Origin of the sequence: Leuconostoc aquikimchii (assembly GCF_040838325.1) — a bacterium.
GTDB classification, from domain to species: Bacteria; Bacillota; Bacilli; order Lactobacillales; family Lactobacillaceae; genus Leuconostoc; species Leuconostoc aquikimchii.
The window spans coordinates 1855256-1873595 of record NZ_JBFPER010000001.1; the positions used below are offsets into that span (position 1 = coordinate 1855256).

Annotated in this window: 18 protein-coding genes; 5 read left to right on the plus strand and 13 right to left on the minus strand. The window is 36.9% G+C overall.

All coding sequences use genetic code 11. The features are described 5' to 3' along the window. Positions 1-76: 76 nt before the first annotated feature. Positions 77-1675: an APC family permease gene (locus tag AB3K24_RS09255; RefSeq protein ID WP_367975287.1), complete on the plus strand. Its 1599-nt coding sequence runs from the start codon at positions 77-79 to the stop codon at positions 1673-1675. Between the two features lie 118 nt (positions 1676-1793). On the opposite strand, the gene AB3K24_RS09260 is transcribed toward AB3K24_RS09255, so the two are convergent. Genes AB3K24_RS09260 through ulaG form a run of 7 tightly spaced genes read right to left on the minus strand, consistent with a single transcriptional unit; the run spans position 1794 to position 7469 of the window. Next, a complete protein-coding gene (locus tag AB3K24_RS09260; RefSeq protein WP_367975289.1) occupies positions 1794-2522 on the minus strand; it encodes an L-ribulose-5-phosphate 4-epimerase in 729 nt (242 codons plus the stop codon). A gap of 4 nt (positions 2523-2526) precedes the next feature. Continuing rightward, positions 2527-3390 (minus strand): L-ribulose-5-phosphate 3-epimerase, encoded by an 864-nt coding sequence (locus AB3K24_RS09265; protein ID WP_367975290.1) that lies wholly within the window; start codon positions 3388-3390, stop codon positions 2527-2529. A 2-nt stretch (positions 3391-3392) separates the two neighbouring features. Then, the gene (locus tag AB3K24_RS09270; protein WP_367975291.1) at positions 3393-4031 is read right to left on the minus strand and encodes a 3-keto-L-gulonate-6-phosphate decarboxylase UlaD; all 639 of its coding nucleotides are present in this window, start codon (positions 4029-4031) and stop codon (positions 3393-3395) included. 10 nt (positions 4032-4041) lie between these two features. Continuing rightward, complete coding sequence (locus AB3K24_RS09275) at positions 4042-4347, minus strand: PTS sugar transporter subunit IIB (protein ID WP_367975292.1); 306 nt, start codon at positions 4345-4347, stop codon at positions 4042-4044. Between the two features lie 36 nt (positions 4348-4383). Next, on the minus strand, positions 4384-5895 hold the full coding sequence (locus tag AB3K24_RS09280) for a PTS ascorbate transporter subunit IIC (protein ID WP_367975294.1): 1512 nt from the start codon (positions 5893-5895) through the stop codon (positions 4384-4386). 10 nt (positions 5896-5905) lie between these two features. Next, on the minus strand, positions 5906-6385 hold the full coding sequence (locus tag AB3K24_RS09285) for a PTS sugar transporter subunit IIA (RefSeq protein ID WP_367975296.1): 480 nt from the start codon (positions 6383-6385) through the stop codon (positions 5906-5908). 10 nt (positions 6386-6395) lie between these two features. Continuing rightward, positions 6396-7469, minus strand: a complete 1074-nt coding sequence (gene ulaG / locus AB3K24_RS09290; RefSeq protein ID WP_367975298.1) for an L-ascorbate 6-phosphate lactonase — start codon at positions 7467-7469, stop codon at positions 6396-6398. Between the two features lie 211 nt (positions 7470-7680). Between ulaG and AB3K24_RS09295 the strand changes: the two genes are divergently transcribed. The 3 genes from AB3K24_RS09295 to AB3K24_RS09305 all read left to right on the plus strand — a co-directional run bounded on the left by AB3K24_RS09295 (position 7681) and on the right by AB3K24_RS09305 (position 11533). Continuing rightward, a complete protein-coding gene (locus AB3K24_RS09295) occupies positions 7681-9165 on the plus strand; it encodes a BglG family transcription antiterminator (RefSeq protein ID WP_367975300.1) in 1485 nt (494 codons plus the stop codon). A 16-nt stretch (positions 9166-9181) separates the two neighbouring features. Beyond that, on the plus strand, positions 9182-9997 hold the full coding sequence (locus AB3K24_RS09300) for a Cof-type HAD-IIB family hydrolase (RefSeq protein WP_367975302.1): 816 nt from the start codon (positions 9182-9184) through the stop codon (positions 9995-9997). A gap of 246 nt (positions 9998-10243) precedes the next feature. Continuing rightward, complete coding sequence (locus AB3K24_RS09305) at positions 10244-11533, plus strand: pectate lyase family protein (protein ID WP_367975304.1); 1290 nt, start codon at positions 10244-10246, stop codon at positions 11531-11533. An 83-nt stretch (positions 11534-11616) separates the two neighbouring features. On the opposite strand, the gene AB3K24_RS09310 is transcribed toward AB3K24_RS09305, so the two are convergent. The 5 genes from AB3K24_RS09310 to AB3K24_RS09330 all read right to left on the minus strand — a co-directional run bounded on the left by AB3K24_RS09310 (position 11617) and on the right by AB3K24_RS09330 (position 16586). After that, a complete protein-coding gene (locus AB3K24_RS09310) occupies positions 11617-12594 on the minus strand; it encodes a LacI family DNA-binding transcriptional regulator (protein ID WP_367975622.1) in 978 nt (325 codons plus the stop codon). A gap of 74 nt (positions 12595-12668) precedes the next feature. Then, entirely contained in the window at positions 12669-12911 is a 243-nt protein-coding gene (locus tag AB3K24_RS09315; RefSeq protein WP_367975305.1) for a hypothetical protein, read from the minus strand. Between the two features lie 3 nt (positions 12912-12914). Continuing rightward, entirely contained in the window at positions 12915-14339 is a 1425-nt protein-coding gene (locus AB3K24_RS09320) for a glycoside-pentoside-hexuronide (GPH):cation symporter (RefSeq protein ID WP_367975307.1), read from the minus strand. 35 nt (positions 14340-14374) lie between these two features. Further along, positions 14375-16066: a glycoside hydrolase family 13 protein gene (locus AB3K24_RS09325; protein ID WP_367975308.1), complete on the minus strand. Its 1692-nt coding sequence runs from the start codon at positions 16064-16066 to the stop codon at positions 14375-14377. Between the two features lie 196 nt (positions 16067-16262). Then, positions 16263-16586, minus strand: coding sequence for an ArsR/SmtB family transcription factor (locus AB3K24_RS09330; RefSeq protein ID WP_367975309.1), 324 nt, complete (start codon positions 16584-16586; stop codon positions 16263-16265). A gap of 83 nt (positions 16587-16669) precedes the next feature. Here AB3K24_RS09330 and AB3K24_RS09335 point away from each other — a divergent pair, with 83 nt between their 5' ends. Further along, positions 16670-17239, plus strand: coding sequence for a cadmium resistance transporter (locus AB3K24_RS09335; RefSeq protein ID WP_367975310.1), 570 nt, complete (start codon positions 16670-16672; stop codon positions 17237-17239). A 277-nt stretch (positions 17240-17516) separates the two neighbouring features. Here the strand turns inward: AB3K24_RS09335 and AB3K24_RS09340 are convergent, their stop codons facing one another. After that, positions 17517-18275: an SDR family NAD(P)-dependent oxidoreductase gene (locus AB3K24_RS09340; protein WP_367975312.1), complete on the minus strand. Its 759-nt coding sequence runs from the start codon at positions 18273-18275 to the stop codon at positions 17517-17519. Positions 18276-18340: the final 65 nt, after the last annotated feature.

Sequence of the window (18340 nt, forward strand, 5' to 3'; positions counted from 1 at the left end):
ACGTCATTTGGCAATATTAATTTTATTCTTATCACGGAAAGTGGTATCATTTTAAGAATAATGTCACGGAGGACACATGGACACACATCATAGAAAAAAGATCGGATTATTCCAATTAATCATGCTGGGATTAGGATCACTTATCGGATCAGGTTGGCTATTTGGCGCTTGGGAAGCTTCAAAAATTGCCGGCCCAGCATCAATTATTTCTTGGGTAATTGGTGGAATCATTATCGGTACGATCGCTTACAACTACGTCGAATTAGGTGCCATGTTCCCACAATCGGGTGGCATGAGCAAGTATGCACAATATACCCACGGGGCATTGCTTGGCTTTATTGCTGCTTGGGCCAACTGGATATCATTAATTACCTTAATCCCTATCGAATCGGTTGCAGCTGTACAATACATGAGCTCATGGCCTTGGTCATGGGCCAATTGGACACAGAATTTTATCTCAAACGGTTCGATTACAACAACTGGTTTACTCGTTGTGTTTGCTTTTATTGTCATTTTCACATTACTCAATTATTGGTCTGTCGCACTATTAACTAACTTCACAAGTGTGATTTCCATTTTCAAAATTGGTGTGCCTATTCTGACAATCATCATGCTCACGTTATCGGGATTTCACCCAGAAAATTATGGCACTAGCCTGCACGAATTTATGCCTTATGGCACGGCACCTATATTTGCTGCAACGACAGTATCAGGTATTATCTTCTCATTTAACGCTTTTCAAACAGTGATTAATATGGGTAGTGAAATTGAAAATCCCAAACGTAATATTGGGCGTGGCATTGCCTATTCCCTTATTATTAGTGGTATTTTATACATTTTACTGCAAAGTACCTTCATTACATCACTTAACCCAGCTATGATTGCTAAAAACGGTTGGCATGGCATTAACTTTGCATCGCCTTTCGCTGATTTGGCGATTTTGTTAGGCATCCATTGGCTTTCAGTGCTACTATACATGGACGCCTTTGTGTCACCTTTTGGGACCGGTGTATCGTTCGTGGCATCTTCAAGTCGAACTTTGGCAGCAATGGTGTCAAACAATCATATCCCCAAATTCGTAGGTAAAATAAACCAACACTATGGTACCCCACGTATTGCTATGATTGTCAACGCAATTCTGAGTATGCTGATGGTATCAATTTTCAGATCATGGGGAACCCTTGCCAGTGTGATTTCAACATCAACCCTAATTGCTTACCTCACTGGGCCGGTAACGGCAGTCTCATTACGTGAAATGGCACCTGAATTCACACGACCCTTCCGTGGTAAAATGTTAAAATATATGGCACCTTTATCTTTCGTTCTCGCATCTCTGGCTACTTATTGGGCCATGTGGCCGACAACCGTTGAAGTCATTTTAGTGATTCTATTAGGTCTCCCATTTTATTTTTATTATGAATGGCGTAGTGGCTTTAACAAAACTGGCCGTGCATTTAAAGGCAGTTTCTGGATGATCGGTTACTTAATTTTCATTTCTATCATGTCTTACATCGGATCAAAAGAATTTAATGGTCAAAATTGGATTCATTATCCGCTTGACTTTGTCTTCATAATTGTTGGTTCCTTACTATGTTTCTATTGGGGAACCGTTAGTTCGGTGATGACAAAATACTTTAAACAGGCACAGCGGGTTAATGCAAAAGTGAAGAAGTAACTAGTCAACATAAACCTGTAGACTAAAATACCGGACAAGAGAAATCTGTCCGGTATTTTAGTCTATTTTTTTATGATGGTAACTATCAACTATGCACTAAAGATTGCATGTCATAACCTTATACGTGCGATATATGCGTCACTGATTGTGCCGATCCTTGTCCATAATAAGCATTAGCCCCATGTTTACGATAATAATGTTTATCTAATAGGTACTGTGGTACGTGGATATCTGATCGTGTTGATTGCAGTGCATGATAACTAATTTCAGCTGATACCTCTAATACTTTAGCGTTATAAACTGATTTTTCAGGTGTTGGTCCCCAGGAAAATGGGCCATGTTGGCTAACCAATGCCGCTGGTGTTGCATCAGGGTCTATCCCTCGGCGTTCAAATTCTGATACAATGACTGCCCCTGTGTTCAACTCGTAGGCTGATCGAATTTGCGCTTCATTGAGTGCCGGTACACATGGAATATCACCATAAAAAGTATCTGCATGTGTTGTACTCACCGCTGGAATGTCCATTTTTGCTGCTGCAAAGGATACGCCCCAAGGCGAATGTGTGTGCGTAATGCCACCAATATTTTTAAAATGGCGATACAGATAAGCATGCGTTGGTGTATCGCTTGATGGGTTTAAGTCACCTTCAACAACGTCGCCATCTAAATTAACCACAACCATATCATCAGGTTTTAGTTGCTCATATGCAACACCAGATGGTTTAATAACAAATAACCCTTTTTCACGATCAATACCTGATACGTTTCCCCATGTAAACGTGACGAGCCCTAACTTAGGCAATGACATATTGGCATTGTACACTTCTTGTTTTAGCTTTTCTAACATATCATTATCCTTCCACTAATAAACCAGCTTGCGTTAATAAATCAACAATGAAATCATGGGCAAAAATAACCTTGCTAGCAACATCCTCATCGTTTTCTGACCACATCTCAATGGTGAACGTGCCTTGGTACCCAACCCGCTTTAATGCCTTAAACAAGCCTAGAAAGTTAACATCCCCTTCACCAAATGGGACATCTTTAAATTTTCCAGATGTTTGTTCAGTCACAGATAACACATCTTTTACATGAATGGCAATAATGCTATCTAAACCTTGCGTCAAATCTTCTATTGGTTTATTATCTGGCCAAGCTGAAATATTTCCTAGATCAGGGTAAGCTTGTAACCAAGGTGATACAATAGATTTTTTGACATTCTTTATTTTAGCAATTGAATTGATGAAGCAATCATCCATTGTTTCAATAGAAATCATGACTTGATGTTCGGCTGCAAAATTCACGACACGTTGCAAATTTTCAATAAAGTTTTCATGCGTCAATGGTGTTTTTGAACCGTAATACTCATCATAACCAGCAATTTGAATATTGCGTATACCGAGATCTTTGGCTAAGATAATGGCTTTTTGACACATATCAAACGATTGGGCATAGATATTCTTGTTTTCTGAACCAAGTGGCAATTTTCTGAGTGCCGACAACATCATCGTATCAATGGGGACACCAGATTGATAAATATCTTTAACTAAATCAAATCGCTGCTCTTTGTCCCAATTCAGGCGCGCAATACGTGCATCAGTTTCATCAATAGACATCTCTACAAATGAAAAGCCTTGATTTTTAGCAAAATTTAATTTGTCCAACCATGACATCGCGGCCGGCAATGATTTTTCATTGATTCCAAGTTTCACCATTATTATGACCAGTACTTTTTAATTTCATCTTGGAAGTCTTTGGCAGCTGCAGCAGGATCAGTCTGACCAGTAATCGCACGGCCAGCAATAAATGTATAAACCGGCACGTCTTTAAATAGTTTGATTGTGTCTAAGTTTAACCCGCCTGTCACAGAAACCTTAAATCCCATGTCAATAAATTTTTTGACAATATCTAAATCTTTTTTACCCCATACTTCTCCAGCAAGTAGTGCATCTCGACTTTGATGATAAATAACTTGTTCAATACCAATTGCCTGCCACTTTTCTGCTAAATCCCAATTCCATGCCGAATATAACTCAACTTGAATACCATCTAACACTGATTTTGCCGACTTCATCGTCGCAATCGTTGCAGAGTCAATCACAGTCATCAAATCAGCACCGGCATCTTTAGAATTTTGTGCGACTGTTCCGCCAGCATCGGCACATTTTGTGTCAGAAGCAATGATTTTATCCGGAAACATTGCTCGAAGCACACGAATTGCATCTTGCCCTGCTTGTAATTCTAAAATCGTTCCCACTTCAACAATGTCAACAATAGCGCCAGCTAAATGGGCTATTTTAACTGCTTCCGCTAACGTATTTTGATCTAAGGCTATTTGTAAATTAGGTTTTGTCATTTTTCTATCCTCACTTTTTATATTTTTCTTCAAAATCGGTTTCGTCAATAATGCGCTGTGTAATTTCTTTATCACTCATAACGTTTTTCACACCGACAACTGTGACACCTTTTTTAGCAACATCTGCAAACATGTCGACAAAGTTTAAAGGGGTAAAAACTGCATCATATTGGGCAGCTGTGGACTTACCTTCAGCAATGCTCGTGTGGTTAATCTTCGTTACTGGAATGCCTAGTTTCTTCATTGATTTTTCGACACTCTTCATCATCATTAAACTGGTACCAGAACCGTTAGCACAAGATACTAAAATATTCATTATATTTCTCCATTTCTATTTGTGTAAAAAGTATGCTTAATCAATACCTTTATTCTTTTTATAAGCTTCATAATCTTCAACCATCAAAAAGTAATTTTTAGGATCTTTACGATACTCAAGTTGGGGAATAATCAGTAACAATGCGGCTATAACAACAACCCCAAAGTAACCTAAATACTTCAAAATAACTGCAAATCCTGGCCAAACAGTATCCCAATCGAACATGCCTAAGTAACCACCAAATTTTGACATGCCAATCCATGTGGAGATTAAAGCAGCGCCGAACACTTGAATGAGGCCAGAGAAGAATGGCAAGATCATAGCAGCTTTGGCCCCTGCACGATTATTGGCGATAACACCGAAGACAGCGTTATCAAAGAATAAGGGAATAAAGCCAGCAATAATAATCGTCGGTGAATGGAAGACCATCAACGCACCAATCGCCAAGAATTGTCCTAATGCACCAAATAAAAAGCCAATCGTTACAGCATTTTGCTCACCAAAAGCAAATGTTGCTGCAACATCAATACCAGGAACTGAATTGGGTAAGATTGTATCACTGATACCAGTGAAACTTTCTGTCAACTCACCAACGAATGTTCGTACACCTAATTGCAGAATAGCTAAATTAACCGCAAATCCCAATGATGTCGTCAAAATATAGAAGAAGAAACTTGCGCCACTAGCTAATCCAGAGGCACCATTACTGGTAATAAACACTTGATGGAAATAACTTGGTCCTAAAACAACCATGATAATTCCGAAAAACAAAAACATTAAAATAGCGGTTGCGACCATATTTTCATTAAATATTCTCAAAAATCCTGGTAAGGTGACATCTTCCAAACGTTTTGATGGCTTATGATCCTTTTTATCTGATGCTTTTTTCATTTTGTCAGAAATCCAAGCCACAAGCGCTATGCCAAACATTTGTTGATGGGCAATCGCAAAACCACCACCATCAGTTAATTGCTGTATTGGTTTAATTGTCATATTTGACCCAACAGCCCAGTACAAACCAAGGATAACACCCATAACTAGCAACACTTCAACGCGTCCTAAACTCGGAATGGCAAACAATAAAATCCAAAATGCGGTTGCTGCTTGTTGTACTTGTACATTTCCAGTTGTGAAGACAGCACGTAACTTCGTATATTTTGAAAAACGTACCAACAAAATGTTGAAGACAAAGGCAATCAACAATAGGATCATGACATCCCCAAATGAGCGACCAAATGTTTTTTCTAGACCATCTGTCACAGCATTTTGACCAAAGTACGGATCAATCACTGTTGCCGTTAGATGAAAACGATCTTTCAAACCAGTTAAAATGGGTCGGAAACTCGTGACCAATCCGCCTGAACCAACCATCAAAATCATATAACCAATTGTTGCTTTCAAAAAACCAGCTAGACTTTCATACCACGGTTTCTTTTCTAACATATAGCCAATCAGTACAATGAATCCAATCATATAGGCTGGCTGAGTCAAAATATTATTGGCAAAAAATTCCCAAATGTTCAATATTCCTGCAAATATACTACTCATAATTTTCTCCTCATTGCTCCGCAGGGGTATTTTCAAATTGTGCCATCACTTGAACAAAATCTGATAGTGTGGCAATATTTGATAAGGCTTCAATCATGCCATCCGTCATTAATAATGCCATCAAATTTTGAATGTTTTCCAAATGCTGTGTCTCGTCTTTAGCTGCTAAAGTAAAGAACAATTTGCCTTGTTTATCCGGATTACCCGCTTCGAATGACACTGGCTCACTAAATTTAGCAAAACCTATTCCTGTTCCTAATACGCCTGGACCCGTCGCCAATGCGTGTGGCATGACAACTCCTGGCGTTATGACAATGTAGGCGCCATTTGTGTCGACATTTTTGATGATTTCATTGACATAATCATCGGTTATAATGCCTTTTTCTTTCAAATTTTCACTGGCTACACGTAATGCTACTTGCCATTGTTTAGGCGTTTCATCGTAAATGCGTATCAAATCATTGTCATAAAAATAATTAAGCATTGTCATTTTCTTCTCCTTATAGAAATGATGGAAATGGCACGTCATTGTCTGTTGAAAAGACATCTGAGAAGCCTCGGTCATAGTGATATTGGACTTTGTCTTTATCTTGTGGAAACGTATAACTGCCACCAACTTTCCAAACAAACGGATGAAATTTATAGTCCAGTGTATCCTTTTTCATTTCCCAAATTTTTACAATTTCTTGGGGATCAGCATCAAAGTTAGACCAAATATCGTAATGCACTGGAATAACAACCTTTGTCTTCAAATCTTCTGCCGAGCGTAAGACATCTAATGATGTGACTTTATCAGTAATACCACGAGGATTTTCCCCATAATTGATTATTTCAACATCAACGTCATTTTCATTACCATGCTTAGCAAACATATTCGACATATGCGAGTCAGCTGCATGATACAAATTGCCGCCTGACGTTTTGAATAAATAATTGACTGCAATTTCATTCATATCTTGAGGTAATGAATCTTTTATTTTAACATCTGAGTCTACTGTCAAAAGTGCTGTGCGATCAAACGCTTCCAATGCTTTAATTGTTACTGACTTCACTGTGACTTCGTCACCGGGATGCACAACAACTGTGCGCTCTGCTGGCACACCCCAACTTTCCCAAATATCAACCACAGCTTGTGGTCCAATAAATTTTGTTTCCGGACCACTATTTTGTAATACGGCAGCTGCTGTATTAATATCTAAGTGGTCAGAATGAATATGCGTCACAAGTAAGGCATCAACATTTTTAACAGCATAAGGATCAATAACAAATGGTTGTAACCTTAAATTAGGTTGCATCTTTTGGACACCACTCATTCGCATCATCTGATGCCCTTTTTTCATTAGCCCTGTACCATGCGTTTGTTTTCCTGTACCGTTCCATAAATCAACTAAAATATTTGTATCTTCGTGCGTTTTCAACCAAATGCCGTTATTTGCTAACCACCACATTTTAAAATTCTTTTCAGGTACATTGGCCTGCTCAATTTCTTCGTTCAACCAAGTTCCCCACTCCGGAAATGTGTTCTCAATCCAATTTTCACGTGTTGCTTCTTCGATGTTTGTTGCTTTTGCCATGATGCAATCCCTTTCTAATTTCTAAAGTATTATCTTAAAATGTATGCGCTTACATTTATTTGGTACAATTACATTATCTGTTATCATGATATAAAAAAACAGTCTCATTGTCCCACAATAAAATTGCCTTAATGAGACTGTATCGCTTATCAAACAAGTCGTATAATAAACGTGAACCAAATTAGGTTCATTTAGAGAAAGGATTGTCGCCATGCAAGTGTCTGGTATGAACTATACAAAATTCATCAATTATATCTCTACACAACAGTTACTACCAAGTGTTCAAACAATTGCAAATCATCTCAACCTATCAAGCCGTAAAATTTATTATCTGCTACAGGCTGCTAACTCTGAATTACGCTCAGCACATCAACCTTTTTTAGTGCCACATTCAAAAATTACTGATCAGCAAGTGTTGGCATTAACAACTAAATTATCAATTGCTGCTACTAACGAATATATAAATTCTTACGATCGCCAACTTATTATGTCTATTTGTATCGCATTACCTTTAAAAAAATGGACGTTATCTGAATTCCAGTCACTGTTTGATGTCTCACGTAACACTGTTTTACGAGATATAACCGAGCTAAAACAAAGAAAAAAATTCAAACCCGAATTTTCTAAAAAAAATGGGTTTGAATTTAAAGAATCTTTATTTGATTTGTTGGTTAACGTGTACAATAATTTAATCTTATTACAATATCACGCTAGCGCTTTAGATCATTTCATTCACACCTTAGACAACCAACTTTCTTATTCCAAGTTTCTATTAGTCAGCGATAAGTTAAAAAATATGTACAAAAGTTCTTTAAAAAAACAAATATCAGCTTCCGATGCTATGACACTCACTATTTTTTGTGTCTTAGCTTCTCTATATAATAAGCATCATCCAATGACAGCCGTCACGCCACTTTTTAATAATACTGATATTGCATCCTTTAAAAAACGTCAAGAAAATCATATTATCAATGATTTTGCGCTGATTGTAACAACAAATTTCACTATCACTATGCCAACTTCAGTAAAGTTGTTTCTAACGTTGCAACTACTTAGTGTCACCAAAGAACAGGATGAACATTTTAGTTCACATTCTTTCCAAGACCTACTCATACTTAGTGAGCATATCGTTAACTCGTTTATGGCTACTGCTCATATGACTAGTACCCCTTCTGAAAAAAAGGCGCTCACAAGGGACGTTCAAACCCAGCTAAAGCCTTTTTGGTATTCAGTTCGATATCAAAGTATCACGGTATATGATTATTTGTTCCACGAACCATTTTTTGAAAACTATGTCAAAAAATCACTAAGTCATTTACCTGACCATGCTCTATATAATCGTCTTTTTCCATTTGGTTTATTACCAGACCAAATTTCAATTCTTGCCATGATATTTTATAATTTCAACCTACAGCATCAAGAAGTGCTACGACTGAAAATACTCATGCTTACCTCGTTACCAATATATAGCCAGAATCTATTTCAAACGGTCATTGAAAAAAACAATGCGACACCTTGTGATTTAACAATAAGACATTTAACCAACACTAAAACATCTATCATTGATGACAATAATTTTGATTTAATCATCACTGAATCAACTGATATTGATACTAAAATACCCACTTTCCTAATTGATCGAGAATTAACAACGACTGAATTTGATCGATTAGGAACAGTTTTATCCCAACTTTAAATAATGGAGAACACACATGGAAAATATTAAAATGATTGCTTTAGATATGGATAACACGTTACTTTTACCCAATAAAACACTATCTGAACGAAACACTCACGTGCTCAAAAAATTACATCAAGCTGGTAAAAAAATCGTTTTAACTACTGGCCGGCCATTACCTAATGTTAAGCCTTTTATTGCGCAGTTAGGGCTCAATCACCCAGATGATCACGTCATTTTATTTAATGGTGGGTTAATTAAGAACAGCTTCACTGATCAAAATATTTTAGACAAACATTTTACCCTTGAGGATGTTAACCTGATATTTAACGTGATAGCTAATTTGAATTTACCGATCGATATTGTAGCGCAAGATAGCGTTTTTTCAATTAAAGATTTTGGCAAATCACATTATGTTGATTTGGTGGGCCAATTAATCTCCTATTTTGAATCGACATTGAGGCAATTACCACAAACCATAACATTCAATAAATTCGTTGTTTGTGCGGATGAATCCAAGTTAGATTATTTAGAAACTGTTCTGCAACACACGCCACATCTAACGCAAAACCTATCTTTTGTTCGTTCAAGGCGCATATTATTAGAATTCGTTCCTCACGGCGTTAATAAAGGCACTGCTTTATCAAAATTACTGGCTCATTTTTCGTTAACATCAGACAATCTGATGGCGTTTGGTGATGAGGAAAACGACTTCTCCATGCTTAAACTAGCAAAAGTTAGTGTCGCTATGGCTAATGCCATTCCAAGTATTAAACAAGTTGCACATCATACAACTAAAAGTAACCAGCAAGATGGTGTCGCTGTGTTTTTGGAAAAATATTTTGAATAATCGCTAAATGGTGGCATATTCTGTCTACCAAAATACCCTAGCTGGTCATTATTTGACTTTGAATGGTCAAATAAATCAATACTGTGTAAAAGTAAGTTGATTTTATCCAGTAATCCACAATTTAGAAATGATTTAAATTATTAATCTATTTCCAATAGCTAATCTTTGTGAATATTTTACTTTTTGAATAGTTTCTTGTATAATAATAAATTGTGATTAAAAAAACAATATTACTAGGGGAAAATCATGACAAAAACAAGACAGCAGCAACAGATTATTGTTGCACTTAGCATAAGTATAGCAACATTTAGCTTCTCACCTTGTGTTAATGCAACAACAATTCCTGCAAGTTTGCAACGGGCTTCACTAGAATCAGCCGACGCTTCACAAGGATTTGCTGCCGGTACAACAGGTGGTAGTAAATCCGATAGTGCACATACTTATCAGGTTAGTAACCGCACGCAATTACTCAGCGCTTTAGGAAACGAAACAAACCAAACGAACAAAATTATTTATGTTACTGGTACGATAGACATGAATACTGATGGTACTGGCAAAACCTTAACTGCCAATAATTATGCTAATGGGACTGGTTATAATCTTACTACTTATTTAAAAGCTTATGATCCCAGTACCTATGGCAAAAAATTACCTACCGGCTCACAAGAGGCGGCACGTAACACAGCTCAAAAGAATCAGGCTAAACAAGTTCAATACAAGGTACCGTCCAACACAACGATCATTGGCACTAGCAATGCTAAAATTACCGGTGGCAATATGATTATTAACGGCCAAAATGTCATTGTCCGTAACATCATATTTGAGAACGCTTATGATTTTTTCCCACAGTGGGATCCGACAGATGGGGCTAGCGGTAACTGGAATTCACAGTATGATAATTTGACTGTCGCTGGTGGATCAAAGGTATGGTTAGATCATAATCGTTTTTCTGATGGTTCACAGACCGATAACCAAAATGGTTCATACTATGGCCGAGAGTACCAACATCATGATGGTTTAGTGGACATTGTTAATGGTGCTAATAACGTTACACTTTCATATAATACCCTGCAAAATCATGACAAATCCATGAACATTGGTAATAGTGATAGTAAAACAAGCGATGCTGGCAAATTGCACGTGACAATGCATCATAATCGCTTTGATAACCTTATTCAACGCCAACCCCGTGTCAGATTTGGTCAAGTTCATATGTACAATAATTACTATTCAGCAACTAATCCATCTATTTACAAATTCATGTATGCTTTTGGCGTTGGTAAACAATCTCAAATTTACGCGCAAAATAACATTTTTGATATACCCAATCTTGCTACTAAAGACATTGCCAAAACATTTGGTGGTTCCAATCTTACTGATAGTGGCACACTATTAAATGGTCAAAAAGTAACTGGTATAGCAGCAGGCAATAAACTCAGTCCTGCATCTTGGACCCCCCAGTATAAAAACACCTTGCAGGATCCAGTCGTTGCCAAAACTGCTGTATCTAACGGCGCGGGTCCCACATTAAAATAATAGCCCATATAAAAATTCGTAACCACCATCATTAAGGGTGTTACGAATTTTTATATACAACTAACAGTCTTTTGCATTTTTCTCTACTTAGTTGTTATGCCCTTTTCAAATGATACTGGTATGACGGTTGTCTCTCCCAAAAAAGTAGGTTTATTTTTAGAGTCAATTTGTAATAATAATTTTTCAACCGCATATTTTGCAATATGAGCAGTTGACTGTTTGATTGATGATAAGGTAATTCTTTGTCTCGCATACACGCGCGAACCATCAAATCCAATAATCTGTACTTGGTTGGGCACCTCAATGCCTGCCTGCACGAGTATATTGTAGAAATCACTTGCATACTCATCAGAATCAGAAAATATCCCGTCATAAGGAAACTGATGATCAACTGCATTGTCCTTAACAAATCGTTTAAAATCACTAATAAAATTTGTTTTCTTTCTGGCTAAAAAAACGTCAGCAACAATATCATTTTCTTGACAATAATCCAAAAAACCTTTTTCTCGCACTGCTGAAATATTTCGCACTGGCTTTTTAGAAACAAATAGCAATCTCTTTGCCCCTAATTTCGTCAATTTTTCTCCAGCAAGTCTGCCACCTATATAATTATCTGATATAATTAACGGCACATTTTGAGATACACGCTTTTCTATAGAAACCAACGGAATATTAGTATCGACTAAGTTAGCAACATTTGCATAAGACATCGTGATTAACCCCGCTACTTTTTGTGCATTGGCCATCTGGATATACGCAATTTCTTCTTCTGAACGATTATTAGAATTACATAAAATCATTTTATAGTCATGATATTGTAATTCCTGTTGCATATGATAACTCAATTCCGAGAAAAATGGTGAATTAACTGTCGGAATAATAAATACAACAAAATTCGATTTGCTCGTTTTTAACGATCTTGCCATGGCGTTAGGCACATAATCCAAGGCAGCAATAGCTGATTTTATTTTAGCCTCTGTACTTGCCTTAGTCTTTTGACCGTTAATGTAATTAGATACTGATCCTCTTGAAACACCAGCCAAGCTAGCGACATCATTCATATTTACCAATTTCAATGACCTTCTCTAAATTAATGATTTAATAAAAAAATGCCTGACGGCATTTTTTACAATGATTATGGTGTAAATCTTCCTGATAACATTTTATCAAATAAATCTAACATTTGCTGTTGTTTCATCTTACCAATTTGATCAACTTCCAAACGATTAAAATCTTCGATCAAGAAGTAGGCCTCTAGATAAAGCGTTAATTGTTTTTTAATAAATGCTTGATTGGTCATACTATCAGATTGCTTGACATCTTTGATCAATCCCATTGCAAATTCATTAGGATCAATGGTTATTTTTTTATCACTCATCTCTTACCCCTTTACATCATTTATAACTGCTGCATTATCTTCTGAATCTTCCCTGGCGTGCTTTGCATTAATATAACGTGTCATTTCTACTTCCTTTTCAGGCGTTAAGCGATAAAATAATATTAAGATAAATGAAATAACTAAGGCAATCAATGGCACCCAGACATAATTTGCTTCGATACTAAATAACGCTGATGCCGTTTGGGTTTTATTCGGTGCATAATGGCCAATTGATAGCAGCATACCAGTTATGGCACCACCAATACCCATACCAAACTTAGCGGTGAAACTAGAGGCAGAAGTCACAATACCTTCCGCACGAACACCATTTTTCCATTCACCGTAATCCACGGAATCTGCTAGCAAAACAGCAATTAATGCGCCAACAAATCCGTTACCAAAGTTACCAACAATTGTGCCAATAATAACTAAAGGAATGTTCAACATTTGTGCACCAACACCTAAAATTAATTGACCAAAAATACTCATTGCTAAGCCTGATAATATTGTCCGCTTTTTACCAATTTTCATCACAAGCTTTGGTGTCAAAAAGACAGATATCAGACCCACAGCATTAAAGAATAGCGCAAGTGATGCAAGACCAGGCTTGTCCAAATTATATTTGAAGAAGTAAATTGTTACCTGACCTTTTGTTTGCATCCCCAACCAGTAAATAAAATTCAAGCCGACCACAACAACCCAAGGCCAATTGTTTTTGAGTGCTTTTAGAGATGTTTTAATAGGTAACGCTTTTTGGGACTGTCGCGTTTGCACATGTTCACGTAAATTAGCAAAAACAACCAGATAAATAACGAAAAATACTAGCGCGGCCATAACAGCTAACCAGAAGAAACCGCGCCGCGGATTATCATTCCCACCAAATAGTGCCACCAATGGTAATGCTATAACTGAAATTAATGTGCCACCAAAATTAGAAAATAATGAACGAATTGTTGAGAGTAAGACACGCTCATCAGGATCAGTTGTCATACTTGGCAAAATTGATGTCAAAGGAATATTGACTGCCGAATACAAAATACCTATGCCAATATACGTGACATATGCCCAAACAATTTTCCAATTCATAGGTAAGTCTGGCGTCGTAAAACACAACACTGTAAATATTGTAAATGGCGCATTGAACCACAATAAGTAGGGCCGACTACGCCCCCACTTTGTATGTGTATGATCGATCATAATGCCCCAAAATGGGCCATCGAACGCATCAATCACACGAGCAACCAACATTAATGTACCAACTGCTGCTGCTGTGATACCAAAAACATCGGTGTAAAAATACATCAGATAAGTACCGATCAAACTAAACGTGAAACTACATGCAAAATCACTGGCACCATAGCTTAACCGTTCATTCCAAGGTGTTTTACCTTGGCCTTCTCTTATCGTTATTTTTGCATTGTCAACCATCTTACTAACTCCCTTCCTTATATGGATTCAGCGTTTTAATTAGGAAATAGGTATACTCTAACTTCATACGGTCTCAGTGTTGTGCTTGTCACATCTGGATAATTTTGAATCAAAAGTTCACTATCTTGCGGTATATTATAGTCTCGACTAACAGACTGGGCCGTGAAATTTGCTATCACCAACAGGCCTTCGGTGTCATTTTTTCTGGTATATGCAAATACGGCTTCGTCTTTGTCATTTTCTGGGACTAAATCAAAAATACCATCAGTAATAACAGGTAATTCGTGACGTAAGGTAATTAATTTTTGATAGAAATAAAATAATGACGCTTTATCTTTTAACGCTGCTTCAACGTTAATGGATTCATGATTAGCATTGACTTCTAGCCAAGGCGTGACATCACTAAATCCTGCATAAGCTTTGTTGTTCCATTGCATAGGCGTACGTGAATTATCTCTTGAGCGCTCCCGTAAATAATTCATCATCACGTCAGCAGGAATTAAATGCTCTTGTTCAACGAGTTCATGATAAGCATTGATTGACTCAAGGTCTTTATACTGCATCATTGTCTGGAAATTTGCATTTGTCATGCCAATCTCCTCACCTTGATAAATATATGGTGTGCCTTGCATAAAATGCAATAATGCCGCAAGCATCTTACCTGAAACTACCCGATACTCAGGCGAATCATTTCCAAATCGCGATATGGCACGCGGTTGGTCATGATTGTTCCAATATAAGCTATTCCATGCTTTACCAGCTAATGCCTTTTGCCATTTGACCAAATTACTGCGCAGTGCCGTTAATGAAACATGTTCATCAGACCATTTACCAAGCGTCGGATTATGATTACCATCTAAACTAACGTGTTCAAATTGGAAAACCATATTGAGTTCTGTGCCGTCGAGATTAGCATATTTTTCGGCCTCACTGGTTGTGACGCCCGCTGTTTCTCCCACAGTAATCCAATCATGTTTTTGTAAGACCTGTTTGTTCATTTCGGTTAGATAGTCATGAACATGTGGTCCATTAGCAGCTTCATCCCCAGAATTGCCATACAACGCCCCTTCTGCAACGGGTGCGTTTGGCAAACCTTTAGGCTTTGAAATTAAAGAAATAACATCCATTCTAAAGCCATCAATGCCTTTAGAAGCCCACCAATTCATCATGTCAAAAATAGAATTTCTCACTGCTTGATTATCCCAATTTAAATCTGGCTGTTCCTTAGCAAATAAATGCAAATAGTATTGACCGGATTTTTCGTCATGTGTCCATGCGGGACCTGAGAAAAAAGAGCCCCAATTGTTTGGCTCATGCCCATCAACAGGATCACGCCAAATATAATAATCACGGTATTTGTTATCTTTACTGTCATCTTGCACACTTTTTTGGAACCATTCATGCTCAAAAGAACTATGATTAACCACAAGATCCATCATAATTTTCAGGCCTTTTTGATGCGCTTTATCAAGAAGTTCTTCAAAATCAGCCATATTACCAAAGGTAGGATTAATTTTTTGATAATCTGAAATGTCATATCCACCATCAATGTTTGACGTTTTATAAATTGGATTTAACCAAATGACATCAACACCTAATTGCTTAATATAATCTAACCGATTGATAATTCCTCGCAAATCACCCATGCCATCATGGTCACTATCTTGAAAGCTTTTGGGATATACTTGATAAACAACCGCTTTTTGCCACCACATTTCTTCTGTCATCATTTCTCCTTTTTTACATTTGGAACGTTCCATTTCTACACTGCAAGTATAAAACAATAAAAAAGATATTGCAAGCGCTTACATTATATTTTTTTATTAACTTTAATTATTCAGATAAAAATTAAAAAACTACCGCAAAGGTAGTTTTATGTTGTCCCAATATTTTTTAAACTTGATGAAATTCATCACCGTTCTACTACAATTCACCATGTTTCTTTCCGATAATGACATGTGCCACATGTTGTTTTGTAGAGTTGATGACATTCAGAATATGTGGATCGTTTAATTGATATAAACTTTTTTTACCGACTTTTTCTGCACTCACTAACTGATGTTCTTTTAAAATCGCTAATTGGTGAGACACTTGTGGTTGTGTAATTTGAAGTTGTTGAACAATATCATTGACACTAAGTTGTTCATTTTCTAGTAACACTAAAATATTTAATCGGGTTGGGTTACTCAATAATTTGAAAATGCGTTCCATTTCACTTTGATACTGTTCATCGTTATTTTTTTCCATTATATGTTGACTCCTTCATATGTTAATGTTAACATATGTTTATACTGATATATCTTAAGTATATCATGAACAGGAGAAACATTATGCCAGATTTACCACTAGTAACAATGCTATTCATTGGCGTCAATTTAGATTTCTTTGTTATTTTATTATTTTTATTACAAAAATACCGTTTTAGAGATAACCTCATTGGGTATGAATTAGGCATGCTACTTGTTTTTGCTATCAGTGCGGTGGCTGGCCAATTAATTCAGACTGTTATCCCCACATGGACAATTGGGTTCCTGGGTTTACTGCCAATTTATATGGGTATCAAAGGTGAAGATGATGATGATCCTTCAAAGTCAACGTCAAAAAAAGGTATGATCGCCGTTTTACTCATGTACCTGATCAGTTGTGGCGCTGATAACATTGCTGTCTATGTCCCTGTTTTAGCCACAATGACGACAACTGCTATTCTACTAACAACGGGTTACTTTATTATTCTGACTGCCATATCATTAATATTAGCCTATCTCTTTGGCCAAATACCAATCATCAAGCATGTTTTTGAACGATGGGGATCACCAATAAGTCGCATCATTTATATTCTAATCGGACTTTTTGTGATGTTTGATACGGGACTTATTCAGTTTATTTTCAATTTACTTTAAGGATCGTTGTTAGATTTGTATATCAACCCTCGCCACTCAAATTCAAGCGACTATTTATTCCGATTATCCATACAAATCTGATGACTGTTGTAAACAAAATAAAACTCGGCAGCATAAGTACGATAAATTACCGAACTTATACTGCCGATTCGACTACACAATATATTAAATTTTTAGTTGCCACTTCAAAAAACAAGCTTACACTCTGCAACAAACTCTTCGCAATATTGTTTTGAAATTTGTGGTAACTATTCAGACACATTTGACTTACTTCAAATTAGAATTTAGTCATACCACCATCAACACCTATTGTTTGTCCAGTGACAAATCCAGCGTCATCCGAAGCCAGGAACAACACAACTGGCGCGATATCTTTTTCAGAATCTCCAAACCTGCCTATAGGGACAGCTTTTAATAAATCAGCATAAATATCAGGTGTATTCTTCTTAAGCGTTTTTGCACTCTCAGTTAATCCTAATGGTAAGATTACATTTGCAGTAATACCATATATACCATTTTCATTTGCTACAGTTCTAGTAAATCCACGGATAGCTTCTTTGTTAGAACCATAAGCGCTGAACTTGGCCAACCCAGCAACACCAGCATTGCTACCAATATTGATAAATCTTCCAAACTTCTGCTCCCTCATATATGGCAAACTGGCCTTTGTAAACAAATATGTCCCAAATAGCCCTGTCTCCCATATTTTTTTCATTTCAGCAGGTGTGGTATCTTCAACATTACGCGTGATACCCATGCCACCCTGCGCATTATTGATAACAACGTCGATTCGTCCATACTTGTCAATTGTTTTGGTAACAACATGATTGACATCTTCTTCATTGGAAACATCACATTTGATAAATAGCGCTTCGCCGCCTGCTTCTTTGATTGCTGCCTCGGCAGCAACGCCTGTCTCTTCACTGTACTCGGCAATGACAATTTTCGCACCTTCACTTGCAAAAGACTTTGCATAGATAAGTCCTATACCCTGTCCAGCCCCAGTAATAATTACAACTTTATTTTCAAATCTCATATTTTTTCCTCTTAGTCCATTTTTTTCTTATTTAAAATATTGGTAGTCTCTACCCCTAATTATAG

What these genes read in the sequence shown, in the direction of transcription:
- AB3K24_RS09255 (WP_367975287.1), top strand. Translation starts at nt 77, where the DNA reads ATGGACACACATCATAGAAAAAAGATCGGATTATTCCAATTAATCATG.
- AB3K24_RS09260 (WP_367975289.1), bottom strand. Translation starts at nt 2,522, where the DNA reads ATGTTAGAAAAGCTAAAACAAGAAGTGTACAATGCCAATATGTCATTG.
- AB3K24_RS09265 (WP_367975290.1), bottom strand. Translation starts at nt 3,390, where the DNA reads ATGGTGAAACTTGGAATCAATGAAAAATCATTGCCGGCCGCGATGTCA.
- AB3K24_RS09325 (WP_367975308.1), bottom strand. Translation starts at nt 16,066, where the DNA reads ATGACAGAAGAAATGTGGTGGCAAAAAGCGGTTGTTTATCAAGTATAT.
- AB3K24_RS09335 (WP_367975310.1), top strand. Translation starts at nt 16,670, where the DNA reads ATGCCAGATTTACCACTAGTAACAATGCTATTCATTGGCGTCAATTTA.
- AB3K24_RS09305 (WP_367975304.1), top strand. Translation starts at nt 10,244, where the DNA reads ATGACAAAAACAAGACAGCAGCAACAGATTATTGTTGCACTTAGCATA.
- AB3K24_RS09280 (WP_367975294.1), bottom strand. Translation starts at nt 5,895, where the DNA reads ATGAGTAGTATATTTGCAGGAATATTGAACATTTGGGAATTTTTTGCC.
- AB3K24_RS09295 (WP_367975300.1), top strand. Translation starts at nt 7,681, where the DNA reads ATGCAAGTGTCTGGTATGAACTATACAAAATTCATCAATTATATCTCT.
- AB3K24_RS09270 (WP_367975291.1), bottom strand. Translation starts at nt 4,031, where the DNA reads ATGACAAAACCTAATTTACAAATAGCCTTAGATCAAAATACGTTAGCG.
- AB3K24_RS09315 (WP_367975305.1), bottom strand. Translation starts at nt 12,911, where the DNA reads ATGAGTGATAAAAAAATAACCATTGATCCTAATGAATTTGCAATGGGA.
- AB3K24_RS09320 (WP_367975307.1), bottom strand. Translation starts at nt 14,339, where the DNA reads ATGGTTGACAATGCAAAAATAACGATAAGAGAAGGCCAAGGTAAAACA.
- ulaG (WP_367975298.1), bottom strand. Translation starts at nt 7,469, where the DNA reads ATGGCAAAAGCAACAAACATCGAAGAAGCAACACGTGAAAATTGGATT.
- AB3K24_RS09310 (WP_367975622.1), bottom strand. Translation starts at nt 12,594, where the DNA reads ATGAATGATGTCGCTAGCTTGGCTGGTGTTTCAAGAGGATCAGTATCT.
- AB3K24_RS09330 (WP_367975309.1), bottom strand. Translation starts at nt 16,586, where the DNA reads ATGGAAAAAAATAACGATGAACAGTATCAAAGTGAAATGGAACGCATT.
- AB3K24_RS09300 (WP_367975302.1), top strand. Translation starts at nt 9,182, where the DNA reads ATGGAAAATATTAAAATGATTGCTTTAGATATGGATAACACGTTACTT.
- AB3K24_RS09340 (WP_367975312.1), bottom strand. Translation starts at nt 18,275, where the DNA reads ATGAGATTTGAAAATAAAGTTGTAATTATTACTGGGGCTGGACAGGGT.
- AB3K24_RS09285 (WP_367975296.1), bottom strand. Translation starts at nt 6,385, where the DNA reads ATGACAATGCTTAATTATTTTTATGACAATGATTTGATACGCATTTAC.
- AB3K24_RS09275 (WP_367975292.1), bottom strand. Translation starts at nt 4,347, where the DNA reads ATGAATATTTTAGTATCTTGTGCTAACGGTTCTGGTACCAGTTTAATG.